This window comes from Heyndrickxia shackletonii (genome assembly GCF_001420715.1).
GTDB classification, from domain to species: Bacteria; Bacillota; Bacilli; order Bacillales; family Bacillaceae_C; genus Margalitia; species Margalitia shackletonii.
The window spans coordinates 1984195-2010556 of sequence record NZ_LJJC01000004.1 but is presented as its reverse complement, the minus strand read 5'-3'; the positions used below and the strand labels follow the sequence as shown (position 1 = coordinate 2010556).

Below are 26362 nucleotides of genomic sequence, written 5' to 3'. Positions count from 1 at the left end.
TAGGTTGTTTCTGCATGGATGGTTGCTTTTCGTCATTTGTTAAAAATCTTAAGCAGCTTGGTGTTAGGGCATCATTTTTAAGTTTATTCATTTATAACCCAATGAAGATTGTTACCTAACTTTTAGTCACTGAAAAGCAATAAAGTTAAAAAAGAGACTTCGGTCACGCAATCTCCATGATTATATTATCAATGAGTCTTGCTTTTGAAAATTGAACTGCAAGCCCAATAATTATTTTTCCTTTTATTTCAATTAAAGGTTTTAAAGATGGATATTGATACATTTCAATATAATCAATTGCACCACTAGTAGTCGACTGCAAATGATTTTCGATTAAAGAAATAATCTTATCCATATTCCTCTCACCATTTTGTATCGATACTTTTGCAACCTGTAAACTTTTTTGTAGTTCTACAGCTTCCATTCTTTCCTGGTCATTTAAATAAACATTTCTGGAGCTTTTTGCAAGTCCATCTTCTTCACGAACTGTATCCACTGCCACTAGTTCAATTGGAAAGAAAAAGTCCTCGATTAGGCTGTCTACGACTGATACCTGTTGAGCATCCTTTAATCCGAAATATACTCGGTTTGGCATAACAAGATGAAATAGCTTCGTTAAGACCGTAACCACACCATCGAAATGACCTTCTCGTTTCTTTCCGCATAGAACGTTTACACGATTTTGAACGGTCATCTGAATAGCAGGAGAATTTGGATATATCTCTTCCACAGATGGAACAAATAAATAGTCAATCCCGACGTTGTTAGCTAATTGTTCATCCTGTTTAAGATCCCTTGGGTATGTTTCAAAATCTTCATTTGGTCCAAACTGAAGTGGATTTACAAAAATGCTCATAATAACAATGTCATTGTTTTCACGGGCGTTTTTTGCTAGAGTTAGATGCCCTTCATGTAGATAACCCATTGTTGGAACAAAGCCAATTGATTTACCCTCATTTTTATGCTTTAAAGAAATCATTTGAATTTCTTGTCGTGATGTTATTACTCTCATGATTTATTTTCCTCCGTAAATGTGAATCAGTTCTTCATTTTTCATGGAATAACTATGGCTCTCCTCTGGAAAAGACCCATTTTTGACATCAAGGATATATTGGCCAATGCTTTCTAAAGCAACACTGTTTACATCCCCATATTTCTTTACAAATTTAGGAACCCTGTTTATCCCATATGACAATAAATCATGAAAAACTAAAACTTGACCGTCTGTAGAAACCCCTGCCCCAATCCCGATAGTGGGGATATTTAATTGTGCTGTTACTTGTTCCGCGATTTGCTTCGGAACACATTCCAAGACAACCGCAAAAGCACCAGCTTCCTCACACATTTTCGCATCCAAAATTAACTGATTTGCCGCTTCAGCTGTTTTTCCTTGCACCTTATAGCCACCAAAAATCCCTACCATTTGCGGGGTCAAGCCCAAATGTGCCATGACTGGAATACCAGAATTGGTAAGCGAGCGTATCATGGATATAACCTCTCCGCTGCCTTCCACCTTGACAGCATGTGCCCCGCCTTCTTGGATAATGCGAGCAGCGGTTCTCAAAGTATCTTCACGGCTCAAATGATAACTCATAAAAGGCATATCTGTTACGACAAAGGTATTTTTTGCACCGCGTTTTACCGCCTTTGTATGATGGACCATGTCGTCTACAGTGACTGGAATGGTTGAATCATATCCAAGTACCACCATTCCTAAAGAATCTCCTACCAGAATCATATCGATGCCTGCTTCTTCTGCCAGCTTTGCACTCGGAAAATCATAAGCAGTCAACATCGAAATTTTTTCCCCTGTTTCTTTCATTTTCAAGAAATCGGTTGTTTGTTTCATTCAAATTCCCCTTTCGTATTGGTCAGGTCGTATTCCTTATACCTGCCATTTTCTCCGGGAAGAAGGTGAAACATATTCCAATCATTCATGATTTAACAAAAAAGAGTCCTTCGCAAGGCAGAAGGACTCCTGTAGTTTTTAAGATAGTTTCGACCCTCTGTCCCCGTCCGTATCGGATCAAGGCAGAACAATATTAAATTATACTATGATAATATAAGGTGCAGTTCCTAAGGATACTACCCATTCAAAGTATAGCAAATTTGCGTGAAAATGACTATTTATTTCATTTCTATATCAGCGGAATATATTTTATGGATTTGTCCATTTTGGTCCTCAATTTTTAGGACCCCCTCTTCCGTAATCCCAAGAGCCTTACCCGAAATATTTCCGGAGATGGTTCTTGCAATAATATCCTTTCCTAAGGAAACAGCATAGCTTTCCCAAAGGAGCTTTAATGGTGCAAACCCTTTCTCCAAATAGAGCAAATAATATTTTTCAAGATTTTCCAAAATCCGTTTAACAAGCTCTGAACGGGAGATTTCCTTCCCCGTTTCAATTGCTAGAGAGGTTGCATTATTATGTAGTTCCTTAGGAAAATCCTGTTCCTTTTGGTTTACGTTCATCCCTATTCCCATAATAATGGCATTAATTTTATCGGAATCGGCTTGTAATTCTGTTAAAATACCTGTGATTTTTTTGCCGTTTAATAAAAGATCGTTTGGCCATTTGATATCCGGACTAATTTCACAAATATCTTCAATCGCTCTTGCAACAGCAACCGCCGCAATTAATGTAAATTGCGGAGCCTTTGCTGGAGGTAGCTTTGGCCGTAAAACAAGGCTCATCCAAATTCCAGTGTATTTAGGAGAATGCCAATTGCGTGCTAACCTTCCACGTCCGTTTGTTTGCTCTTCCGCAATCACTAGTGTCCCGTCCGGGCAACCTTCTTGCGCCAATTGATGGGCGACTTTTTGAGTGGAATCGGTTGATTCTAAATATTGAATGGTTTTGCCGAAAATGGTTGTTTTTAGTCCTAAGCGTAATTCATTTTCTGTCATATTTTTAGGAGTACTTATTATTCTGTACCCCTTATTGCGAATTGCCTCTAATTCAAATCCTTCCTTCCGCAATTCCTCTATATGTTTCCAAATTGCGGTTCTGGAACAACCTAAAATATTTGCTAAAGCTTGTCCTGATAAAAACTCTCCATTTGCATGAGAAAACGCTTCAATCAGTTTTGTTCTTGTTGGTGATTGCATTTATTTAATATCCACCCCTTAATAGCATCCTTACTATTTTTAATTTTTTTCAACAACACTGCTTCTTCTATAATGTTTAATGCCTCTTTAATCCAAGGGCCAGCGGGACGATTAAACCAACCGATTAAATCATTGCCACCCACTTGCAATTCCTCTCTGCTTTTAATAACTAATCTCTCATATTTATTGGAAATCTCATCATCAACGTTATCCACGCTCTGTTTTTGTAAGGTTCGATAAACCATTTCGATATCAATCGCCATTTGCAATTTTAACGGATATAAAGTCAGCTCGGACCATTCCCTGTTTTCTCTGACTTTTAATGATCGAAGACAAGTCGTTAAATATTTTACTTTTTGATTAGGAAGCCGCCATTTTTTTAAATACTCAGCAGGGTCACCATTCTGAAAGTATAATATTATTAACCACATTTGGTCCTCTGATAATATATCTATTTGATAATGGATACATTTGGTTAATGAATATTTAGTATCATAGGGATTCGGCATAAAATTGACCAAGGCAGACTCTAATAAAATGGAAATTGCCGCTGTTTTTGCCGTGCCTTTCAACAACTTAATAAATTCGTTTGTAATTCTTTCTACGGCAATAAAATGTAACAAATTGGCATGTTGAAACAGAGCATTACGTGTATCCTTATCAATCGAGAATTCAAGTTGACTTACAAATCGAACCGCTCTCATCATTCTTAATGCGTCTTCATGAAAGCGGCTTTCTGCTGCACCTACTGTACGGATGATTTTTCTATTGATATCAGTCTTACCATCAAATGGATCCTTTAGATTGCCGAACTGATCCATAGCGATGGCATTCATCGTAAAATCTCGTCTTTCTAAATCCATTTGCAGTGATCTGATGAACTCCACTTTATCCGGGTGCCTGTAATCCTTGTACTGCGATTCCGCTCGAAAAGTTGTCACTTCATATCTTTTATCTTTATGTAATACTAATACAGTGCCATGTTCGATACCAACATCAACTGTTCGGTCAAATATCTTTTTGATTTCCTCTGGGGTGGCAGATGTGGCAATATCAACATCCGATATGGTGCGATTTAATAAAAGATCTCGTATCGACCCACCAACAAAATATGCTTCATAGCCATAAGATTCTATTTTTTTCAATATCGGTATCGCCTGTAGGAATGGTTCTTGCATTTAACCACCTTTTTCCCTTTTCAAATATTAATAACTAAATACAAAATTTTTTATTCTAAAGCCAGCGATGATTTAAGAAAAGAGCCAGGCAATAATCGATAATAAATTTCTTCGTACTCACCCACGATATTTCGTGACATAAAATCTTCTTTTACGCTGGCAACAGCATTGCGAGAAAATTCTTCATGTAGAACCGGATCTGTTAATAAATACAGTGCTTTTTCAGCGATGGCTTCAATATCCCCAACCTCACAAATATACCCATTCTTGCCATCCTTGATTACTTCAGGAATTCCTCCAATATTGGTTCCTATACAAGGGACACCGCAAGCCATGGCTTCAAGAGCAACTAAACCAAAGCTTTCCTTCGATGAGAGCAATAATTTTAAATCACTTATTGAATATAATTCCTCTAGATTGTCTTGTCTTCCTAACAATAACACACGGTTCGAGAGGTTTAATTCATTAACTAATCTGCATACAACGGTCATTTCTGGTCCATCTCCAACCAATAATAACTTAGCAGGTATTGATTTACTTATTTTAGCAAATGCCTTTACTACATCCTGTACTCGTTTGACAGCACGAAAGTTCGATACGTGAATAATAACCTTTTCGTTCGGTAATATACCATATTCTTCGCGTAAATGATTGGAATTTACCTTTTTATATACCCGCTCGTCAATAAAATTGTAAACTGTCTGAATTTCCTTTTGTGGTTGAATGAGTTCATTGGTTTGCCCGACAAGTGCTTTTGAAACTGCGGTTACATAATCTGATTTCTCAATACCAAATCGAATGGCATCTGTTAAAGAAGGATCATATCCTAAAACCGTTATATCTGTTCCGTGGAGAGTCGTAACTATTTTTACATCCGTTCCGGCCATTTGTTTAGCAAGTATGGCGCAAATAGCATGTGGAATTGCATAATGAACATGAAGAATCTGTAAATTTTCCCGTTTCACGACCTCTGCCATTTTACTTGCCAACGCAATATCGTATGGAGGATATTGGAATACCGCATATTGATTTACTTCTACTTGATGATAATAAATATTATGATACATTTTATTTAATCTAAATGGGATACTAGATGTGATAAAATGAATTTCATGTCCTCGTTCTGCAAGAAGTTTTCCTAATTCAGTCGCTATGACACCAGATCCGCCAACACTTGGATAGCAAGTGATGCCAATCTTTAATTTATTTCCCATGTTGAATTCACATCCAAATTAAGTAAAATTGGTTTCTTTGTTTTAAAGCCTTCTGCATATGTAGTGCCAACTTCCTTGCCAAACATCCGTTCACGCGCCTGAACCGTTTCTATATATCCATCAGTAAGCGGTGTTTTAACCCCATCTTCTGTTTCTACAAACTGACTTTTATAGGCATAGAGGCTTTCAATCTTTTTTTCCATATAATCAGTGATATCCACAGCAAAGTCCGGACGATGGAAACCATTGATCATATAGTGGTAAAGGCTTTTCGGCTTATGTACAGCAGTGGCACCCTGTGTTTTAATCTTGCGTATTCCTGCAGAAAAAAAAGCCTCTTCCACTAAATAAGAACAATTTGCATGGTCCGGATGACGATCCTCATAGTATGGTGCAAATACTATGGCCGGTTTAAACTCGCGAATAATCTCCACAATTTTCAAGATATTATCCTCATTTTTGTATAGCCCACGATCAGGTATACTTAAAGTAAGGCGTTCTTTAACACCTAGTTTTTCTGCAGCATTTTTTGCTTCCACTTGCCTCATTTCAACCGTTCCATTCGAGGACAGTTCCGCTTTGGTTAAATCGCAAATAACTACTTTTTTTCCTTCGTGGACCCATTTCGCAATGGATCCGCCCATACCAATTTCAACGTCATCAGCATGGGCGCCAAATGCTAATATATCTATGTTGTAACTCATTGAATTTCACCTCTAATAATCGATCTCCAACTTATATCACCTTTTTCCAAGCCTCTGATTAACACCTCAGCTGTTCCCATATTAGTAGCTAAAGGTACAGAGTATACATCACATAATCTCATTAAAGCAGATACATCCGGTTCATGTGGCTGGGCAGTTAATGGATCCCGAAAAAATATTACTAAATCGAGAAGATTTTTTGCTATTAATGCACCAATTTCTTGATCTCCTCCGTATGGACCGGACTGGAAACGGTGCACACTCATCCCTGTCGCTTCCGTAATTCTTTTTCCAGTTGTTCCAGTTGCAAATAAGTGATGCTCCTGAAAAATATGCTTATATGCTGTTACAAATCGAACCATATCATCTTTCTTTTTATCATGGGCAATTAAAGCAATCTCCATCTTTTCCATCCCCTTCATTTGAAGTTAATCTAATATATTTTCAAGACCGTAGACGAGTGTGGAAAGGTTCAATACTGTCTCAATAGAAACCTTTACACCTGACATAAAGGATGCACGGTTATAGGAGTCATGGCGAATTGTTAATGTTTGACCGTCTGCACCGAATAATACCTGTTGATGGGCAATTAACCCCGGCAGCCTAACACTATGAATATGCATTCCGTCCATATTTGCTCCCCGTGCTCCACTCATGGTTTCCTTTTCGTTTGGATGTCCCTGCTCTTTCTTTTGTCTGTACTCCGATATCATTTGAGCTGTTTTTACAGCTGTTCCGGAAGGTGCATCCAATTTTTGATCATGATGAAGTTCAATAATTTCCACATCGGGAAAGAATTTTGATGCCATTTGAGAAAACTTCATCATAAGAACTGCTCCAATTGCAAAATTTGGAGCGATAATACAACCGATTTCCTTCTCAGCTGCCAAATCAGTCAGTTCCTCTAATTGTTCCTTTGTAAATCCCGTTGTACCGACAACAGGTCGAACTCCGTAAAGAATAGCTGTTTTAGTATGTATATAGCCTGATTCTGGAATAGTTAAATCAACGAGAACATCTGCATTGCTTTTTTGTAAGCATTCTTCAATATTTGTATAAATCGGTACATTAATGTTGGAAAATCCATCAATTTCAGAAAGCAGCATTCCGTCATTTTTATGATCGAGAACACTTACCAATTCAAATTCCTCAGTTTCTTGAACCATTTTCACCGCTTCTTGACCCATGCGTCCTCTTGGGCCAGCAACAATAATTTTTACTTTTTTCATCTTAATCTCTCTTTTCTATTTTTTATATGTAAAATGACGTTTATTTCTTTGTCCAACGGTCTTTATCTCTAGTATTAAATTTATGCATAACACGATTATGGGCTTCTTCTAAATCAATATGTAAGGAATTCGCCAGACACATTATAACAAACTGCAGGTCTCCTAGTTCTTCCTCTACAGTATTTTCTTTTTCCGTTACTTTCTTTGGTTTCTCGCCATAATAATGATTCACTTCCCTTGCAAGTTCACCTAATTCTTCAGTCAACCTTGCAAGCATGGCTAGCGGACTAAAATATCCTTCTTTAAATTGACTAATATATTGATCAACTTCAGATTGCATTTCTTTCATTGTTTTATGATCATTCAAGATATTGCACCCCAATCAAATATTCTGCCTCTAATCATAACCTTTTCCACCTTCCATGTTAGCCAATTATCTTTTTATTTACAAATGTTTTAAATCAATTTCATAATCTATTTGATAGTTTTCTTTCCATTATATATAATAAGGACGCCAAGCTTATGTTTACATATTCAGGAGGAACTGCTGCATGATTTTTGATTTAAAAATAAAAAATATCCTGTTTATATTATTAGGATCCGCCATCTTTGGTTTTGGTATCGTTCATTTTAATATAGAAAACCATTTGGCAGAAGGCGGTTTTACGGGTATTACTTTAATATTACTTGCCAAACTAGGGATAAATCCATCCTATACGAATTTAGCTCTAAATATCCCTGTTTTTATTATCGGGTGGAGAATGCTCGGAAAGAAGTCTTTCTTATACACTATCATCGGTACGGTTGGTACTTCTGTGTTCCTATGGATTTTTCAGCGGGATCATATAAGTTTTCCTCTAACTGATGATTTATTTCTTGCTTCCCTCTTTGCTGGGGCATTTATCGGAGTTGGATTAGGTATTATATTCCGTTATGGGGGAACCTCTGGTGGGGTTGATATTATTGCAAGATTATTTTTTAAATATAAGGGCTGGGCAATGGGTAGAACAATGTTTATTTTCGATGCATGTGTGATTACTCTTTCACTCCTTACCTATTTGGATTATCGTCATGCAATGTATACGCTTGTTGCCGTCTTCGTAGGTGCAAGAGTGATTGACTTCATGCAAGAGGGAGCATATACAGCTAGAGGAACTTTAATAATCTCCGAAAAGCATAATGAAATAGCGGATAAAATTTTAAAAGAAATGGAAAGAGGTGTGACAGTGCTAAAAGGTCACGGCTCTTATACTAAGGCTGATAAAGAAGTACTATACTGTGTAGTCGGAAAAAATGAAATTGCCGCATTAAAAGGAATTATAAATTCTATCGATCCGCATGCCTTTGTATCGGTAACCGTTGTACATGATGTATTGGGAGAAGGTTTTACCTTAGATGAGAATAAAGAACCCATTGAAAATTAAATAAGCGTAAGTGATGCAGTTCTACCGTACGGATGAGTGAATAGGAAGTACCAATTTCACTACCTAGTCATAGACGTGGGGCAAGTCATGTCTTAGACGCAGAAATCTGTTAGCCGATAGGCTGCTAGTACTAGATGGAGACAAAACTTATACTTTCATCTTTTTAAAACAAAACGGACTACTAGTGTAGTCCGTTTTGTTAATCGTCGTTTCGATTCATATTTGTAAAAATTAGCACCATACGCAGCAATTCAATAACAGCTACTGCAGCGGCAGCTACATATGTTAATGCAGCGGCATTTAAAACTTTCCTTGCTTGCCGTTCCTCGCGATTATTAATAATTCCCAATCCAACCACTTGATTCATCGCTCTTGATGAAGCATTAAATTCAACAGGTAATGTTACAAGCTGAAACAAAACTCCGGCCCCCATTAATATGATTCCTATCAATAACATATTGGGGATATGGGAGAATAATCCAATCATTAAAAATATCCATGAAGCATTTGATCCGATATTTGCAATTGGAACTAATGAATGGCGAAACCTTAATGCTGCATAATTTTCTTTATCTTGTATGGCATGCCCCACTTCGTGTGCCGCGACGGCAGCACCTGCAACAGAGTGGCCATGATAGTTTTCTGATGATAAATTTACTGTTTTAGACATTGGATTATAATGATCACTTAAAAAACCTTGATGTTCCAGTACTTTTACGTGATATAATCCATTTTCATCAAGAATTTTCCTTGCTACTTGTGCACCGGTCATACCTGCAGTTGACTCAACTTTGGAGTATTTTCCCATCGTACTTTTCACTCTTAGTTGTGCCCAAATTGGTATTAAAGCAATAATGATGAAGTAAATGAAAAACAACCCCATTTTCAACCTCCATTATCTTTATATTACTAATCATTCTAGTCAATTTTACAATAAAGGTCAATCATTATGCTCAGTACGTTTTCTATCTTCTTTTTGCCCTATATATTTTCTCCAGCCTACGTAAGAAAGCGTGAAAATAATAATCGATCCTGTTGTAATAATTACCCACCACAACTGTGGATCTATTTCATCCCTGGACATATCATCAAAAACCTGCTGCAAATCATTCCCAAGTGCTTCCATCTGCTCTTGCTGTGAAGGATTTTGCACCATACTTCCTCGATATTTATCCATAAAAGTAATTTTTGCATTTAGTTTTTCCAGCTGATGATTAGGAAGATCTACAGCCAAACTAGGTTCAATAATGGAAAACTCAGTTAGAAATGTGTTTAAATTTGCTTGGAATTGATCAAATTCTCCGTTTTTTGCTGCATCTTTAACGCTATTAAATGCAGAAAGAATCGGCTCTTTCATATTCGTCCATAATGGCTGATATTTAGAATTTAATGCATCCACCACAAGACGAAAAGCAATCACGTCATTCAGTTTTTCTACCGGAAGGGCATTACTGCTTGAAATCGTTTTTAATGCCCTGTTTTGGGCAAGACTTAATACTCGGACTTCATCCAAGGAAAACAAATTCTCCTTTTTGGTAAATCTGGATAATTGTTTCGAAAATGATTGTAGCAGTAGTTTTGCCTCGTTATAATGATTCATTTTTGTTACTTGCAATATTTCATCCGCCGCATCATCCATTTGCTTTAAAGGCATAGATAATGGTGCAGTTGCTTTTGCATGATGGATAGATAAAAGGATGATAGATAATAGAAGGAATATCGTTTTAAGTTTCATTTCTTGTCCCCCCTCCAAACTATTACTATATTTATGAGAGATGGGACAAGAGTAGACCAAAAAGCAAAAGACTGCTTAAGGTTTAATGGATAATTCCAGACGATCTTTTCTTATGCATAGATAGTAAGTAATTGCTAATGATAAAATACTTAACCAAAATGTGAAATAACCTATCTCACGGACATATATATATAAATCTTGGTATTGCGGAAATTGCATAAACACATAGTCAATAATATCATTATGTAAAGTCCAAACTGCTGCAATAAATAAATGACGTAATTTTATCCTATAGAAAGGTGCATATAATAATCCCTCAATAGCCATTGCACCATGTGAAATAATCAGCATATACCCTTCCCAAGGTAAATAACCAGTTACCATCTTCGTAAGGATATTCATGACAACCGCCCAAATGCCATATTTAAATAAAGTAACGATTGCAAGCGCTTCAAATAAAGGCCAGTTCTTACCAAATATTAAAGCTATTAATACGAATACAAAAAATAAGCTTGCAGTTGGGCTATCTGGAACAAAGGGCAGAAACTGCGTTGGGGTCATACTTAGTTGACCTTTGTACCAATAGAATCCATAAATAGTTCCTACTATATTAATAATTAATAAAATCCATAAAATTCTCCGATCTGCTAAAAAAGGGAATAATAATCGCAAAAAGAGCACCTCGATATAACTTTTTAATAATTCAAATATTTACAAGTGAAATAAAAGCTGGCACTTAGCCAGCTTTTATTTCACTTATTTAGATTTAAGACCTGCGATGAATTCCGCTAGTTTTTTCAACTCATCAGGAGAGCCTTTAAACTGATTTGGCGGCATTTTGCCCATACCATGCTGAGCAATTTTTTCAATTTCTGCTGGACTCTTACCAGTATCAATTAGAGAAGGTGCAGCAGCCCCGCCTTGTAGTTTATCTCCGTGGCAAGTAATACATGTTTGTTTAGAAAAGATTTTATATCCTTCAGAATTCTTATCAATTTCCACTTGAGCAACAATCTTACCTTGATCATGAACTTTTTTCCAGTCTTCATGAGCTGCAGCTTCCCAAGTAAGATAAATGACAGAAGCAAGAGCAAGCAACATAAAACCAGTTGCAAATGGTCTTTTCATTGGTCGGCGTTCTGGTCCGCGATCAATAAACGGAGCTAATAATAAACCTCCGAATGCCAATCCAGGAATTGCAATAATACCGATAATGCTATATGGGCCAGATGCATATGAATATTTAAGTAATTGATAAAGGAATAAGAAATACCAGTCAGGTAAAGGTATATAACCTGTATCTGTTGGATCCGCAATACGTTCAAGCGGTGATGGATGTGCTACAGTAAGACATAAAAACCCGATTAAGAAAACGGCACCAACCAACCATTCCTTTAAAAGAAAGTTTGGCCAAAAGGCTTCCGTTTTTCCAGGATATTCCGAATAATCTTTCGGAATCATTCGCTTGCGGTGAGACGGAGCAGCAACACGGGAGTCGCCAACAAACTTCATCCCTTTTCCACGATGCATTTAGTCCCCCTCCTTTGTTAAATATCTGTCAGTTTTTAATTACGCGAAAATTTACAACGGTCCTGAAATACCTTGTTTACGAATCATTAAGAAGTGTGCTGCCATTAAAGCCATTAACACTCCAGGCAAGAAAAATACGTGAATGGCAAAGAAACGAGTTAATGTTTGTGCACCTACGATATCAGGGTGACCAGATAATAAAATTTTTGCATAAGGTCCAATTAAAGGAACAGAATCCGCAATTTGAAGACCTACCTTCGTTGCGAATAACGCTTTCATATCCCAAGGCAGTAAGTAACCTGTAAATCCAAGACCCATCATAACAAAGAATATAAGTACTCCGACGATCCAGTTAAGTTCACGCGGTTTTTTGTATGCTCCTTGGAAGAATACACGTAACGTATGTAAGAAAATCATTACAATTACTAGACTTGCGCCCCAATGATGCATACCACGAACAATTTGTCCGAAAGCAACTTCATTTTGAAGATAATATACCGATTCCCAAGCGTTTTTAATATCTGGTACATAGTACATTGTTAAAAACATACCAGATAATATTTGGATGACTGTAACAAAAAATGTTAATCCTCCAAAACAATAAACAAATGCGCTAAAATGATGTGCAGGGTTTACATGTTCTGGTACTTCATGATCAGCAATATCCCGCCACAAAGGCGTAATATCTAATCGCTCGTCAACCCAATCATATAGTTTATTAAGCACGAATTACGCCTCCTTTATTTAACGAAAACATTTGCTTCTGGTTTACCTAAATATAGATAACCGTCTTTTACTTTTGTTGGATATGTATCCAACGGTTTGGCAGGTGGTGTGCCTGGTACGTTTTTACCATTTTTCTCATAACGACCACCATGACAAGGACAATAGAATTGATTTGGATGATCTTTATTTGCATTCCAGTTTACAGTACAGCCTAAATGCTTACAAATAGGTGATAAAGCAACAATATCTCCCTTGCTGTCTTTATATACCCAAGCAGTTTGAGTAACATTTGACTTATACCAAGCATCAACTTGTTCGTATGTAAAGTCAATCTTTTGTGGCTGATCCGTTAAATCGCTTACTTTTAGCTTCGTAGCATGATAATCGCCACCAGCTTCAGTTTTTAGCACTGGATCTACTGCAAATCGCACCATCGGCATCAAAATTCCAGCAGCCATAAAACCACCTACACCAGTAAGTGTATAGCTAAGAAACTGACGTCTTGATACAGGATTCTTGCTCATCCCTTTTTCCCCCCTCTAGCAGTAAGGTAAGTCCAATGGACATAATTATCGCACAAATACAATCTAGGACATAACCATGATATATCAAACATAATAGAAGGTCAATAACTTCCATTAGCAAAAGATGACAACAATGTGACGGAAAATCGAATTTTTCCATGCCAATTTTGTCCTATTTTACGTATTAGTGAGAAAAAAATAGTTATTATTTCACAAATAGAAGCTTCATTATATATTTTGCCATTTTTGCACTATAATATTTATTAATTGTTTTACTTGGTCCTCTAAAATGGAATGTTTAAATTGTTCCTCCATACTTTCTAAAGGTATTGATGGAAGCCATATCACATTATCCGGGAAAGACTCATTTCTATCCCTCCAAAAAGGATCAGAGGTAATATAAAACACGTGCGAAAATTCGTTCTCCTTTAATTTAACCTCCCATTCCTGTAATAAGTTTAGCTTTTTCATGTTTTCTGATTCCGATAAATACGTTAATGGTGGAAATAAGAGCATTCTTCCTCTAAACTGTCTTTCAAGATGGAGTGTTAATAAAGTTATGAACTCTCCTTGAGATGCTGATTGTTTTAAATTTTCTCCGAATGAAACTGGAAGAAGTGGTACAATGGCAGTATCGATAAATTGCTTTTCCTTTAAATAGAGTTCTACATCTTTTCCATTCCAATTCATATAAACACTCCTATACATAGTTTTCCTGCAAATCTATCATATCATGCAATATTTTTTATTTAAATGTATTGAAATAAAATAAAAAATCCTCTTGCAAAACACAAGAGGATGGTTCTTTTATAGTTTTTTTAGCTGCTCTGTTAATTCTAAAAATGTTTCCAAATCATTTCTATCTAAGGCATCATCAATTTCTTTCAAGATTTTTTCTTTTTGAAAGCTTTTAATGCTTCGCTCCAGAAATTTTTCGGCAAGTCTCCTATCTTCATCATTAATTCTTAATAATTTAGGCATGAATGGATTTTCTTCTAAAACAGCAGCATAGTGATAAGAAATGTTGGCATCTTTAAAATTTAATTGAATATAAATATCTTCATCGCGGTTTAACCGAATATCATGAAATGATTTTTCCGCATCTGTAGTCATGATATTTTCTTTATAAAATCGAAACGGGACTAAATCGACACAATGGGTGGACATGATAAGGCCTCTTGGACAATACTGTGCTTCCTCTACGAAATGGACCTTCTCCATCAATTGGTCATGACTCATTAAATAATTCAAGATCCACACTGATTCTCTTCTCTTTAATTGATAATGATTTAAAAACCAGCGAATAAAATCCTTCTTCTCGTTGACAGATACAGGAGTTGCAGCCAAAGGAATCCCTCCTCTGCATAATTAGTATAGTCCATTAATTTTTATTTTTGTCGCATAAGATCTGTTTTTCAATCCAAAAAATCCTAACGGGATAACGTTTTTGGCAACTTTTCTTGAAAGGATGTTTATCTCTTAGGTGAAATAAAATTATCCCCATATAAAATAAACAAAGATTAAAAAATATCCTTACTCATTTTCAAAACGTTCCAAAAGCAAAATCCATTCTTCGTTGGTCGGGTCTTCTTTCAATAGGCTGTGAAAAATTTGCGCCGCTTCATCTCTCTTTCCTTCCTCAATAAGGAAATATCCATATTCTTCAAGGAATTCAAGGTTATTCTTTAAATCATTATATGCGAGTTCATAATATTTTAATGCCTGTGAATATTGTTCTATATGTTGATAAGCGATTGCCATATCCCAATATATACTCGGGTCAGGATCACCCTCTTTTTCTATTTGTTTTGATATTTCTAGAACATCTTCAAATCGTTTTTGATGCAATAATAATTTATTTAATGTAATAGCAGCATCAATATATCCGGGATCAAGGGCTAACGCATTTCTAAAATAATCTTCCGCTAAAGCCTCTTCACCGCTTTTTAAAGCGATTTTGCCTCCAAATTGATATAGTTCCTTATTAAATTCATCTACTTTTAATCCTGCTTTAACAGTTTCTAATGCCTGTTTTACATCTTCTTCTTGCTCATAAGCTCTGCCTAAATAAAGGTAAAGCGAATGGAATTCCGGATCTATATCCTTCAGTTTTAAAAATATTTCAATAGCCTTTCTATAATGCCCAGCTTTATAAGCGGTAAAGCCAAAGCCAAATAACGTATTAATTTCCAAATGTTCCTCTAGCGCTTGATCATAATGCGGTAAAGCTTCTTCAAATTCACCTGCAGAACTAAGTACTTCAGCTAGTCGACCGTGAATATTATTTCCCGCAATGGTTTCATGCCCTTGATTAAGGACAGTTCTATAATATTTTATTGCATCTACGTAATTACCGCTGGCTGAATAAAGTTCACCCAATGCAAAATCAATAATTGGTTCATCAGGAAGTATTTCCTTGGCTTCCTGCAATTTCCGCTCGCTTACCTCTATAAGTCCTTGCATTTGATATAAATCAGCTAATAAAAGTAATGCCCGCGGATAATCGGGATCTGTTTCCATTATGGTATCGAGTTGAAAAATTGCTTCGTCCTCTTGATCTAAATCTAAATAAACCTCAGATAATAATATCTTAAGCTCTCCTTCATCAGGATAAGATTGTATCAATTGTTCATAAAGCTCCTTTGCTTCAAGAAGAAATCCTAATTGATGAAGTTCCTCTGCAGAAGTAAATATTTCTTCATCTGTTCCTGTCTCTTTAATACTTTTCAAATACTTTTCAGCTTGATTCATATTCCCTTCTTCTATATGTTTTAACATTTGCTGTACATTTGACATAATATTACCCTTTCCAAACACAAAATTATACAAAAAGAGAAGTACTTTCAATCATAAGTTCTTCTCCAAAGCCTGGTCGATAAATAACCTCATGACAAGAAGTTGTGATTTGCCCTTTTTGGACCATAACTGCTAACTTATCTTTATCATAATGAATTAAGCCTCGTTCATCAACTTTATTAGCTTTAAAATATAAGTTATAATTTATTTCGCTCCCAATGCTTAAATCTCCTCTTTTCGGGAACACACCAAATTTTTTCAAATTTTTTAGCTCGATTGGAGTTTTTTCGGGAATTTCATCGAAAATATGCGGAATCTTTTCTTTGTCCAATATTTCATTCCATATTTTTAACAAATTTTTTTTAGCTTTTTGTTGCGAAGTAAAAATCGGAACTAGTATTGGATTATAAGGGAACATTGCTTCCTTAATCCATCCCCATGGCTTTTCAATTAAATCCTCAAAGCCGTTCAATTCAACAAAAATAATAGGAATTTTATTTCTTTTGCATTTTCTAATAATGGTTGTGGAGATTTTCCCTAGAGGAAGTTTAACAGCAATGACATAATCAATCGGACTGTTTATTAGAGAGGTTCTTTTTTTTCTCAATTCATCTTCAAATTGATTTTCAAACTGAATGGAAAAAGCACTAATTATGGTACCCGTTCCCTTTAATAAAAAATTATCTATAAAATATTGTTTCATCTCTTGAAAACCGGAAGGAGGAGCATTCAGGTCGGCCATAACATGTGTCGGAGTCATAATAAACTCTGAAAGATTCATCCTTATATAATTATTTCTTTTAAAAGAATCCTTCATAGAATAGATTTTGTTATCTTTTATCAGTAATGAAGTTACTTTTTCCCTATTCTCCATTTCTATATTTGCTTTCTCAATAATATACATTTCTTTCCCTCCCGCTTTATTTATCTATAGACAAACTATGAAAAATAGGGGAAGAAAATGACAAAAAAGAAACTAGTAATAGTTTCTTTTTCATCATTTTTTATAAGAGAAAGTATAATTTTTTCATAAACAAAAGATTACACTTAGTCTAGCACAAGCAGCCACCGGCTAGCGGATTTCACGTCTCCTCCCTACGATAAGTCAACGAGTAAAATTACATTTCAAATTTTACTCGTTGAAAATGAAAGTGCTTATTTTCACTTGTTCGTGAACTACCTCACTGTGTTTCCTTTATCTCGAGGTGAGCGACTACGAAATCCGTACGCTAGTGCTGCGGCGCTTGCGCTTTTCTTATTTAATCAGTGATTGTAAATCCTCAAAAAAGTTGGGGTAAGAAACTTCTATGGCTTCATATCCTTCTAGCGTCACCTTATCTTTACAAATTAAAGAAGCAATGCCTAACATCATCCCAATTCGGTGGTCACCATGGCTTGAGACGGTTTCACCGTGTAAAGGTGTTTTTCCGGTAATAATCATCCCATCATCAGTCGGTAAAATATTTGCTCCTAATCGTGATAATTCTTTTGCTACTGCATCGATGCGATTCGTCTCTTTTACTTTTAATTCCTCTGCATTTTTTATAATAGTTTTTCCATCAGCTTGTGTAGCCAACAAAGCAATAATAGGAAGCTCGTCAATTAATCTAGGAATTAAATCTCCAGATATTTCGATTCCTTTTAAAGTAGAATTTCTGACTGTAACAGTGCCAACAGGCTCAAAGGAAGTGTTCGTATCCTTTTCGATTGTAATATCTGCTCCCATTTTTATTAATACATCGATAATCCCTGTTCTGGTTGGATTCAGCCCCACATTTTTCAAGATGACTTCACTATTTTCCATAATTGCTGCTGCGACCATAAAGTAAGCGGCTGAAGAAATATCACCTGGAACGTCGATGGTTGTACCCGTAAGCTGTTGATTGCCCTTAACGGTTATTCGGTTATTTTGGACGGATAATTCTCCTCCAAAATGCTGAATCATTCTTTCCGTATGATCTCTGGTAGCAGTTGGCTCTATTATGGTTGTTTCTCCATCTGCTTGCAAACCGGCAAGAAGTAGGCAAGATTTCACTTGTGCGCTAGCAACTGGAAGTTCGTAAGTGATAGACTTTAATGGACTACCACCTTGTATAGCGATTGGAGTATAGTTTCCTTTTTCACGTCCGTTAATAGTAGCCCCCATTTTCCTTAACGGCAAAACGACGCGATTCATCGGTCTCTTGGCAATAGAATCATCCCCTATTACAACGGAATGAAATGGTCTTCCAGCAAGAATTCCCAACATTAATCGAGTAGTGGTTCCTGAATTTCCGACATCAAGGATAGAGGAAGGTTCTTTCAGTCCATTCCAACCTTCTCCATAAATTTTTATTTCATTTTGCTCTTGTTCAATTCGAACTCCCAGTTTCCGAAAGCAAGAAATGGTACTTAAACAATCTGCACCAAATAAAAAATTTCTTACAATCGTTTCCCCGCGTGAAACCGCTCCAAACATAATGGCACGATGGGAAATTGATTTATCCCCAGGCACTGAGATCGTCCCGAATAAATTGTGTTGGTTACATATAAGCTCTTTATACTCCACTACATTCACCCTTTTCAAAAACAAACTTATTATTGGATAAACAAGTCATATGTTGTTCTTTTTTCTAAACATTCTTTTGCAAGACTTCTATCCTGCTCATTTTGGAAACTAATTCGTAAAACTCCATAGACATCTTCCCTAGTTTCTAAAATTCTTATGTTCGTAATACTAATTTTTTCTTCAGCTAAATAACCTGTAATTTCTGATATAATCCCCGGATAATCGGGGATATCAATGAACAAGTCATAGAAGGAATGAATAACACCCGTAGAATGAACTGGAAGTTCATCCCTAAAAACTTTCGCTTCCTGAAAAAAGGCATAAAGTTCATCAAAATTTTCTTCCTGAATTAAATCGGTAATATGATTCATTTTACCAATCCATTGTTTTAATAACCTCACTAACACGTCTCTATTTAATAAGCTGATGCTTGCCCACATCGTCGGGTCGCTAGAAGCAATTCTCGTAATATCACGAAAACCGCCAGCAGCAAGTCTTGATAGCAATGGGTAGTTTTCCTCTGCCTCTTTTGCTTGTTCTACTAATGACGAAGCAATAACATGCGGAAGATGGCTTAATATTCCTGTCATTTCATCATGATCCTCGGCAGTAAGTTCCATAAATCTTGCTTTTGTTCCACTTAGCCACTCTTTTAATGTATTGATTTGTTCTGTCTTCTGGCTGGAATTTGGTGTAAAGATATAAAATGCATTTTCAAAAAGTTGTTCTTTGGCAGCTGTAACACCACTTTTATGTGATCCAGCCATCGGGTGTCCTCCGATAAATTGTATCCCCTTCTCGGTAAGGACTTTGGCTTTATCGACAATAGTTTTTTTCGTACTTCCTGTATCAGTAATTAGAACGTTTTCTTTTAATTGCAGATTTGCCAATTGCACCATTAATTTTTCGGTTACTAAAACCGGTGTTGACAGGATAATTAAATCAGCAATTTCAGCTCCTTGCTGAAAGGATTCTGCTTTTTTATCAATGATTTTAAGAATTATTGCTTTATTCATTTCCTCTTCGTTCACATCATATCCATGAATAATCACATCTGGATGCTGTTTTTTGATGGTTAAAGCCAATGATCCTCCAATTAAACCAAGGCCGACAATAAATACATTTCCCCGCATGAAAATCCTCCTGTAGAAAAAACCGTTTAAGCTCTTTAATTAAGAATTTAGTTCCATAAATTCTTTAATGGCGTTTCTTACCTGTTGATTCTGCGCCTTCGAACCTAGCGTTATCCGGACACCTGTTGGATATCCTAATGCCTTTCCTGAACGAACAATAAGTCCTTTCGATAATAAAAATTGGGATATTTTATCTCCATCACATGCAAAATCAATTAAAATGAAATTTGCTTGTGTTGGAAAATAACTCAAATGATTCTCTTGACAAAAATCATAATATTTTTGTTTTTCCGTTTCGTTTTTTAAGCGACAACTTTCAACAAAATCCTTATCTAAAATAGCTGTAGATGCGGCTAATTGACCAAGTACATTCGTATTGAAAGGAGGACGTGCCGGATCAAGACTTTGGATATTGGCAATAGATGAAATTCCATATCCTACACGAAAACTAGCCAAACCATAGATTTTCGAAAAAGTTTTCATCACTATAAGATTAGGAAACTGTTCAAGAAATGATAGAGAATTATATGCGATATCTTTGTCGACATATTCAAAGTACGCTTCATCAAGCACTACCAATACATCGCTTGGAACTTGTTCTAAAAATACTTGCAATTCTTCTTCAAGCATATACGTACCAGTTGGATTGTTCGGGTTGCATACCCATACAATTGCTGTGTTTTCATCTATTTGTGAAAGCATTCCTTTTAAGTCGTGCTTACCATTAAGTAAATCTACTTCCCGAACTTCCGCTCCCTCGATAACGGCATTATGCCTATACTGTGAAAAAGTCGGATTCGCCATTACAGTATTTTTCCCTGGTTCAAGTAGGGCTCGTGAAATAATTTGAATTAACTCATCCGCACCATTTGTAAAAATAAGCTGCCTTGCATCCACATTTAAAAGATCTGCCATTACTTCCCGCAAATTAGATGCATAACCATCTGGATAAAGGATATAAGATGCTTTAAAATCTTTTAATGCCTGGTCGACTTTTGGTGAATATCCATATGGGTTTTCATTTGACGCTAATTTTACAATTGACTCAAGTTTATATTGCTTTTTTACTTCATCTATCGTTTTTCCAGGCTTGTATGCCTCTAAATTAAGAATTTGATTTTTCCATTTCATCTTCGTAACCTCCCTAGTTATTTGAAGCTAAATCTGGACGCAGAATGACAGCATTTTTTAAATAAATATGGTTAATGGAAGCTTGTGATTTGGTTGTGTTTACATGAAGCATCACTCTAATACACAACGGTAAACTATCCACGACAGGAATTTCCTGCATACACATAATGGGAACAAACTTCCAATCTGGGAATCTTCTTAAAGCCTTCGAAGGAAATGCTGCATTTATATCAGATGTTACAGATATGAAAACAGAAGCAACATCCGTTGCTTCTACTTCATTCGACTCAATCATCTTCCGCAATAACTCATCAGCGGCATCAATGACTTGTTCTTCTTGGTTATTAGAGACTGTTGTTGCACCACGAATTCCGCGAATCATTTCATTCTCCCCTTTAAATTCTTTTCTCTATATTAAGAAAATTATTAAATATGTGGATGATTTCTTGAAAAGTTGTCTACGTTTTGATTCAGCGCCGATCGGCTTGCGCATTAGTTTTTATGCTTGCAATAGATGATAGGTTTTCTGTAAAAGTGATTTATCGACTTTTTGCATTACAGGCTTGCCTATCTCTTGCAATAATACAAAGGTTGGTGTATTAGAAACAGATTTTTTGTCTCTTACCATCCATTCAAATATAGATTCAAAATCCATATCAGCTGGTATTCTCCATTTATATCCCAAACTTTCAAGCCATGTGGTAAATTCCTTTATAGGAAATTGTAGTTGAAGCACTTCTATACTTAATTGCAGAGCATATACGATGCCAATCATAACTGCTTCTCCATGTGTTAAATTACCGTAACCTGCGGTCGACTCTAATGCATGGCCAAGAGTATGCCCAAAATTTAAATATGCACGGATATTTTGTTCTTTTTCGTCTAAACGAACAATATTCGCTTTTACTTCCATTCCTTTTCGTAAAAACATCTGTAAATCATGAACTGGAATAGAGTCTAAGGAATTAACTTTCACCATTAAATCTTGTAAAAATGTTGGATCAGAAATTAAAGCATGTTTTATTACTTCTGCAAATCCGCTTCTTCTTTCCTTGCTTGGAAGAGTTGCTAAAAATTGAATATCATATAAAACTAGTTCTGGCTGATAAAAAGCGCCAATCATATTCTTTCCTAATGGATGATTGATAGCAACCTTTCCGCCAATCGCGCTGTCATGTGCTAATATTGTTGTCGGAATTTGAATGAAGGGAATTCCTCTCATATAGGTTGCAGCCACAAAGCCTGCTAAATCTCCAATTGCTCCACCGCCGAAAGCTAATACAATTGACTTTCGATCAAACCCGTTTTGAAGTGCATATGTAATACAATCCTCAAACACCGAAAATGTTTTTGCGTGCTCCCCATTTGGGGCTATGTAAATATGTGTTTCTATCTCCGGAAGATGCTGTGTTAATTTTTGCAAATGCAATGATTCCAAATGTTTATCCGTTACGATGAAAATTTTGGAATATCCCTCTACTTCTTTTGTTAACAGGTGTACAATCTCATTTCCTATATATACAGAATAGTTTTTAGATGACGTACAAATATTTATTGAATCCATATCAAAACTTCCTAGCATATTCTCTTTGTTCTGCAATGATTTTTTCTAATTCGTCAAAACGATCGCTGGAAAATTGTTCTGTAATCGCAGACGCTAATTCCCAAGCGACAACCGCTTCTGCAACAACACTTGCTGCCGGTACAGCACAGCTATCCGACCTCTCGATACTTGCAGTAAATGGTTCCTTTGTTTCAATATCTACACTTTGCAATGGCTTGTACAGAGTTGGGATTGGTTTCATAACCCCTCTAACTACAATAGGCATACCTGTTGACATACCGCCCTCAAAACCGCCAAGACGGTTCGTTCTTCTTGTATAACCATCTTCCTTGTCCCAAACTATTTCGTCATGAACTTGACTGCCAGGTATTCTGGCCATTTCAAAGCCTAATCCAAACTCAACACCTTTAAAGGCATTAATACTTACGATTGCTCTAGCAATTTTGGCATCTAACTTGCGGTCATAATGAACATAGCTTCCTACACCTGCAGGCATTCCTTCGACAATAACCTCAACAATTCCTCCAATGGAATCTCCGTTTTTCTTCGCCAAATCAATTGCTTCCATCATCTGCTTTTCCGCAGTCTCATCAAACACTCGTACAGGAGAATTTTCAGTTTTTTGCTGTAATTCTTTTATGTTTTGATAGATAGGTGGGTTTGCTTTTATTCCGCCTATTTCCAGTACATGTCCCGCAACTTCTATTCCTAATAAGGACAATAACTTTTTAGCCACCGCTCCTGCAGCAACCCTTACCGTTGTTTCTCTAGCAGACGAACGTTCCAAGACATTTCTCATATCGCGATGTCCATATTTGATTCCGCCAACCAAATCAGCATGACCTGGTCTTGGCCTTGTTACTTTACGCTTAACCTCGTCTGCTTCATTTTCCTCTAGTGGTTCTATACCCATGATCTTTGTCCAATGCTTCCAATCATTATTTTCTACTACTAATGCTAGAGGAGAACCAAGTGTATGCCCATGCCTTACACCACCGGCAATTTTTACGGTATCCTTTTCAATTTGCATTCTTCTTCCGCGTCCATGACCCTTTTGTCTGCGTGCCAGCTCATAATTAATATCCTCTGAGGTTAATGGCATTCCCGCAGGCAATCCTTCTATAATTGTTGTAAGCTGCGGCCCATGTGATTCACCAGCAGTTAAATATCTCATTTGTTTATACCCCCTTCATCACTTTAAAGGAATTATGTATCACTATATCATAAAACCCTTTGCACAAACATAGTATATTATTAAAAAAATTAGAACTTTTTATCCTTTTAACAAACATTAATAACAAAAAAACTGTTGATAAGCAACAGTTTTTTACACTTTTCTGTAGAAAAATGTATCCTCAATTTCAAGTCCATACTTTATAGGATTAAAAATTTGTTCTGTACTTCCAACAAAAAGCACTCCGCCTGGTTTAAGCGCATCACTAAATTTTTGATATAATATTTCTTTTGCTTCCTCTGTAAAATAAATTAACACGTTTCGGCAAACAATTAGATCAAAATTCTTTTCAAATCGATCCGCTAGCAAATTATGTTTTTTGAAAGATACTGTTTGTTTTATTACATCAGCAATTTCATAATAATCGCCTTGTTTTTTAAAGTACTTTTCTTTTGCAGACATAGGTACTTCCTGTAATGACCGTTCAGGATATACTCCTATTTTTGCCTTTTGGATGGCATTAGCATCAATATCGGTAGCCAGTATCGAAATTTTGTTTAGTGGTATATAGTTTGATAAAACAAGCGATAATGTATATGGTTCTTCACCAGTTGATGAAGCCGCACTCCATACTTTTATTGTTTGATTATTTTTTAATAGTCTTGTCAGAATTTTATTCTCCAGAACATCCCATCTTTGTTTATTACGGTAAAATTCCGACACATTAATGGTCATTCGATCTAAAAATTGATTAAGTAAATCTGCATCACTATTTAGCGCTTTAAAAAAATCATGAAATGATGTATAGCCCTTTTTTTCATAAAAAGTAGTGAGTCTCCTTTTCATTTGTGCTTCTTTATATAACGCTAAATCTATTCCTGTCTTTCTTTTTATTTGAAAGATAAAATCTTGATAATCACGATCCATGCCTGTACTCCCAAAGGTATTTTTTAAATTAATTATAGCGAAAGATTTTCACTTTAGACAAAAAATTTTTTCAAAATGAAAAAGGATTGGTAGTTAACCAATCCAAACGTTATTAATAAATCCATTCATTTATTAATTTTGTATAATCTACTAATTCTTCTGACTTAAAGAACAGACCAATTTCTCTTTCTGCACTTTCAGGAGAATCAGAACCGTGGATAATATTCTTTCCAACAGTGACACCAAAATCACCGCGAATTGTTCCAGGTTGTGCATCCTTTGGATTTGTAGACCCCATCATTTGACGAGCTGTGGCAATGACATTTTCACCTTCCCAAACCATCGCAAAAACAGGGCTGGATGTAATAAAATCAACTAATTCTCCAAAGAAAGGACGTTCTTTGTGTTCGCCATAATGTTTTTCAGCTAATTCAGTCGAAACTTTCATTAACTTAGCACCAACTAAATGAAAGCCTTTTTTCTCAAAACGGGAAACAATTTCACCGATTAATTGTCTTTGTACCCCGTCAGGTTTCACCATTAAAAATGTTTTTTCCATTATTACCACTCCTAGTTATGTATCTTGTTGATACGGGCAAATACCCATGAAAATAGTAACATTAATAACGGAATTTGACAATAAGTTATTGATAACGCTTTCGAGATATATAAGTTTTTCAGTAATAAATATAATTCCTAACAAAATCATTTGATATTTAAGCTTCAGCATTTTTATCTTTTATAAATTAAAATTTTCGCTTGCCGACAAAATTAGCAATATCAATTAATGACTTTTTTGTTCGATTTTCAGGAAGGTCTTTAATGACGGATAATGCTTTTTGTAAATAGCGTTGGCTTATTTTGTGGGCTTTTTCAATTGCACCTGTTTCTTTAATAACAGAAATAATTTCTTTCATTTCTTCTTTATTCAAATTCTCGTGTACCGTTAAAATCTTGGTTCTGGCATTCATATTATTCATTGCATAGAGGACCGGCAGTGTAATATTTCCTTGGAGCAAATCATCTCCTGCAGGCTTTCCGAGCACTTTTTCCGTTCCTGTAAAATCAAGAATATCATCCGTAATTTGGTAGGACATTCCAACATAATATCCGAATTGATAGAGCTTTTTATGTATATCTTCACTTGCGCCAGAAACGATTGCCCCTAATTGGCAGCTTGCCGCAATTAATAAAGCTGTTTTTCTTTTAATACGTCTTAAATAATCTCTTAAATTTTGGTTAAATCGATATTTATCTTTTATTTGTTCAATTTCACCTAAACACACTTCTGTAATTGTATTGGCTAAGATCCGATGTGCCTCGACATTTTCGATTTTAGTCATATACTCTAAAGAACATGCCAAAATATAATCTCCAGTATACATAGCAATTCGGTTATCCCATTTTGCCTTTACGGTGAGCTTTCCTCTTCTTAGTTCAGCATCATCAATAACATCATCATGAACAAGCGAAGCCATGTGTATTAACTCTAACGCCACAGCAACATTCTTAATTGCTTGGATATCATATTTCCCAAATTTCGCGGAAAGCAATACAAAAATTGGTCGCAGTCTTTTTCCACCAGCTTCAATTAGATTAAGTGATGCTTTTTGAATCAGATCCGAATCAGAAGTTATTGCCTTATGCAGCTCTTTTTCAATTAGATCAATATCCGCTTTCATAAACGAATACATCATTTGTAATTTCATATTATATC

General features: G+C 35.9%; 29 protein-coding genes. 1 reads left to right on the top strand and 28 read right to left on the bottom strand.

Going from position 1 to position 26362, the window contains the following annotated elements; all coding sequences use genetic code 11:
• Window positions 1-163: 163 nt before the first annotated feature.
• From panC to AN964_RS09540, 9 genes are all read right to left on the bottom strand, one after another.
• Window positions 164-1012, bottom strand: coding sequence for a pantoate--beta-alanine ligase (gene panC / locus AN964_RS09580; RefSeq protein WP_055739464.1), 849 nt, complete (start codon window positions 1010-1012; stop codon window positions 164-166).
• A gap of 3 nt (window positions 1013-1015) precedes the next feature.
• Window positions 1016-1849: a 3-methyl-2-oxobutanoate hydroxymethyltransferase gene (panB, locus tag AN964_RS09575; RefSeq protein ID WP_055739463.1), complete on the bottom strand. Its 834-nt coding sequence runs from the start codon at window positions 1847-1849 to the stop codon at window positions 1016-1018.
• Window positions 1850-2127: 278 nt separating this feature from the next.
• Entirely contained in the window at window positions 2128-3108 is a 981-nt protein-coding gene (locus AN964_RS09570) for a biotin--[acetyl-CoA-carboxylase] ligase (RefSeq protein WP_055739462.1), read from the bottom strand.
• A complete protein-coding gene (locus AN964_RS09565) occupies window positions 3081-4286 on the bottom strand; it encodes a CCA tRNA nucleotidyltransferase (protein WP_055739461.1) in 1206 nt (401 codons plus the stop codon). Before AN964_RS09565 ends, AN964_RS09570 begins: the two co-directional genes overlap by 28 nt.
• A 50-nt stretch (window positions 4287-4336) precedes the next feature.
• On the bottom strand, window positions 4337-5500 hold the full coding sequence (bshA, locus tag AN964_RS09560; protein ID WP_055739460.1) for an N-acetyl-alpha-D-glucosaminyl L-malate synthase BshA: 1164 nt from the start codon (window positions 5498-5500) through the stop codon (window positions 4337-4339).
• Window positions 5485-6204, bottom strand: a complete 720-nt coding sequence (gene bshB1, locus AN964_RS09555) for a bacillithiol biosynthesis deacetylase BshB1 (protein WP_055739459.1) — start codon at window positions 6202-6204, stop codon at window positions 5485-5487. Before bshB1 ends, bshA begins: the two co-directional genes overlap by 16 nt.
• The gene (gene mgsA / locus AN964_RS09550) at window positions 6201-6608 is read right to left on the bottom strand and encodes a methylglyoxal synthase (protein ID WP_055739458.1); all 408 of its coding nucleotides are present in this window, start codon (window positions 6606-6608) and stop codon (window positions 6201-6203) included. Before mgsA ends, bshB1 begins: the two co-directional genes overlap by 4 nt.
• Before the next feature lie 24 nt (window positions 6609-6632).
• A complete protein-coding gene (gene dapB, locus AN964_RS09545) occupies window positions 6633-7433 on the bottom strand; it encodes a 4-hydroxy-tetrahydrodipicolinate reductase (protein WP_055739457.1) in 801 nt (266 codons plus the stop codon).
• A 40-nt stretch (window positions 7434-7473) separates the two neighbouring features.
• Window positions 7474-7782, bottom strand: a complete 309-nt coding sequence (locus tag AN964_RS09540; protein WP_083489433.1) for a nucleotide pyrophosphohydrolase — start codon at window positions 7780-7782, stop codon at window positions 7474-7476.
• A 202-nt stretch (window positions 7783-7984) separates the two neighbouring features.
• Here AN964_RS09540 and AN964_RS09535 point away from each other — a divergent pair, with 202 nt between their 5' ends.
• Window positions 7985-8857 (top strand): YitT family protein, encoded by an 873-nt coding sequence (locus tag AN964_RS09535; RefSeq protein WP_055739455.1) that lies wholly within the window; start codon window positions 7985-7987, stop codon window positions 8855-8857.
• Window positions 8858-9056: 199 nt separating this feature from the next.
• On the opposite strand, the gene AN964_RS09530 is transcribed toward AN964_RS09535, so the two are convergent.
• From AN964_RS09530 to hepT, 19 genes are all read right to left on the bottom strand, one after another.
• Window positions 9057-9740 (bottom strand): zinc metallopeptidase, encoded by a 684-nt coding sequence (locus AN964_RS09530; protein WP_055739454.1) that lies wholly within the window; start codon window positions 9738-9740, stop codon window positions 9057-9059.
• Window positions 9741-9797: 57 nt separating this feature from the next.
• On the bottom strand, window positions 9798-10592 hold the full coding sequence (ypjB, locus tag AN964_RS09525) for a sporulation protein YpjB (RefSeq protein WP_055739453.1): 795 nt from the start codon (window positions 10590-10592) through the stop codon (window positions 9798-9800).
• Window positions 10593-10667: 75 nt separating this feature from the next.
• Window positions 10668-11264: a lipoprotein heptaprenylglyceryl N-acetyltransferase LhaT gene (gene lhaT / locus AN964_RS09520; RefSeq protein ID WP_055739452.1), complete on the bottom strand. Its 597-nt coding sequence runs from the start codon at window positions 11262-11264 to the stop codon at window positions 10668-10670.
• An 84-nt stretch (window positions 11265-11348) separates the two neighbouring features.
• Entirely contained in the window at window positions 11349-12122 is a 774-nt protein-coding gene (locus tag AN964_RS09515; RefSeq protein WP_055739451.1) for a menaquinol-cytochrome c reductase cytochrome b/c subunit, read from the bottom strand.
• A gap of 51 nt (window positions 12123-12173) precedes the next feature.
• Window positions 12174-12848: a menaquinol-cytochrome c reductase cytochrome b subunit gene (gene qcrB, locus AN964_RS09510; RefSeq protein WP_055739450.1), complete on the bottom strand. Its 675-nt coding sequence runs from the start codon at window positions 12846-12848 to the stop codon at window positions 12174-12176.
• 14 nt (window positions 12849-12862) lie between these two features.
• Window positions 12863-13372 carry a QcrA and Rieske domain-containing protein gene (locus tag AN964_RS09505; RefSeq protein ID WP_055739449.1) on the bottom strand — a complete coding sequence of 170 codons (510 nt, stop codon included), beginning with the start codon at window positions 13370-13372 and terminating at the stop codon, window positions 12863-12865.
• A 228-nt stretch (window positions 13373-13600) separates the two neighbouring features.
• The gene (locus AN964_RS09500) at window positions 13601-14062 is read right to left on the bottom strand and encodes a YpiF family protein (RefSeq protein WP_055739448.1); all 462 of its coding nucleotides are present in this window, start codon (window positions 14060-14062) and stop codon (window positions 13601-13603) included.
• A gap of 117 nt (window positions 14063-14179) precedes the next feature.
• Entirely contained in the window at window positions 14180-14719 is a 540-nt protein-coding gene (locus AN964_RS09495) for a ReoY family proteolytic degradation factor (RefSeq protein WP_055739447.1), read from the bottom strand.
• 186 nt (window positions 14720-14905) lie between these two features.
• On the bottom strand, window positions 14906-16168 hold the full coding sequence (locus tag AN964_RS09490; protein ID WP_055741199.1) for a tetratricopeptide repeat protein: 1263 nt from the start codon (window positions 16166-16168) through the stop codon (window positions 14906-14908).
• A gap of 25 nt (window positions 16169-16193) precedes the next feature.
• Complete coding sequence (locus AN964_RS09485; protein ID WP_152982366.1) at window positions 16194-16871, bottom strand: hypothetical protein; 678 nt, start codon at window positions 16869-16871, stop codon at window positions 16194-16196.
• A gap of 552 nt (window positions 16872-17423) precedes the next feature.
• Window positions 17424-18716: a 3-phosphoshikimate 1-carboxyvinyltransferase gene (aroA, locus tag AN964_RS09480; protein WP_055739445.1), complete on the bottom strand. Its 1293-nt coding sequence runs from the start codon at window positions 18714-18716 to the stop codon at window positions 17424-17426.
• Window positions 18717-18745: 29 nt separating this feature from the next.
• On the bottom strand, window positions 18746-19849 hold the full coding sequence (locus AN964_RS09475) for a prephenate dehydrogenase (RefSeq protein ID WP_055739444.1): 1104 nt from the start codon (window positions 19847-19849) through the stop codon (window positions 18746-18748).
• A gap of 39 nt (window positions 19850-19888) precedes the next feature.
• The gene (gene hisC, locus AN964_RS09470) at window positions 19889-20980 is read right to left on the bottom strand and encodes a histidinol-phosphate transaminase (RefSeq protein ID WP_055739443.1); all 1092 of its coding nucleotides are present in this window, start codon (window positions 20978-20980) and stop codon (window positions 19889-19891) included.
• A 13-nt stretch (window positions 20981-20993) separates the two neighbouring features.
• Window positions 20994-21362 (bottom strand): chorismate mutase, encoded by a 369-nt coding sequence (gene aroH / locus AN964_RS09465; RefSeq protein ID WP_055739442.1) that lies wholly within the window; start codon window positions 21360-21362, stop codon window positions 20994-20996.
• 117 nt (window positions 21363-21479) lie between these two features.
• A complete protein-coding gene (aroB, locus tag AN964_RS09460) occupies window positions 21480-22544 on the bottom strand; it encodes a 3-dehydroquinate synthase (protein WP_055739441.1) in 1065 nt (354 codons plus the stop codon).
• A 1-nt stretch (window position 22545) separates the two neighbouring features.
• On the bottom strand, window positions 22546-23718 hold the full coding sequence (gene aroC / locus AN964_RS09455; protein WP_055739440.1) for a chorismate synthase: 1173 nt from the start codon (window positions 23716-23718) through the stop codon (window positions 22546-22548).
• A 153-nt stretch (window positions 23719-23871) separates the two neighbouring features.
• Window positions 23872-24645, bottom strand: a complete 774-nt coding sequence (locus AN964_RS09450) for a CheR family methyltransferase (RefSeq protein ID WP_055739439.1) — start codon at window positions 24643-24645, stop codon at window positions 23872-23874.
• A 112-nt stretch (window positions 24646-24757) separates the two neighbouring features.
• Window positions 24758-25204, bottom strand: a complete 447-nt coding sequence (ndk, locus tag AN964_RS09445; RefSeq protein ID WP_055739438.1) for a nucleoside-diphosphate kinase — start codon at window positions 25202-25204, stop codon at window positions 24758-24760.
• 187 nt (window positions 25205-25391) lie between these two features.
• A complete protein-coding gene (gene hepT, locus AN964_RS09440; protein ID WP_055739437.1) occupies window positions 25392-26354 on the bottom strand; it encodes a heptaprenyl diphosphate synthase component II in 963 nt (320 codons plus the stop codon).
• Window positions 26355-26362: the final 8 nt, after the last annotated feature.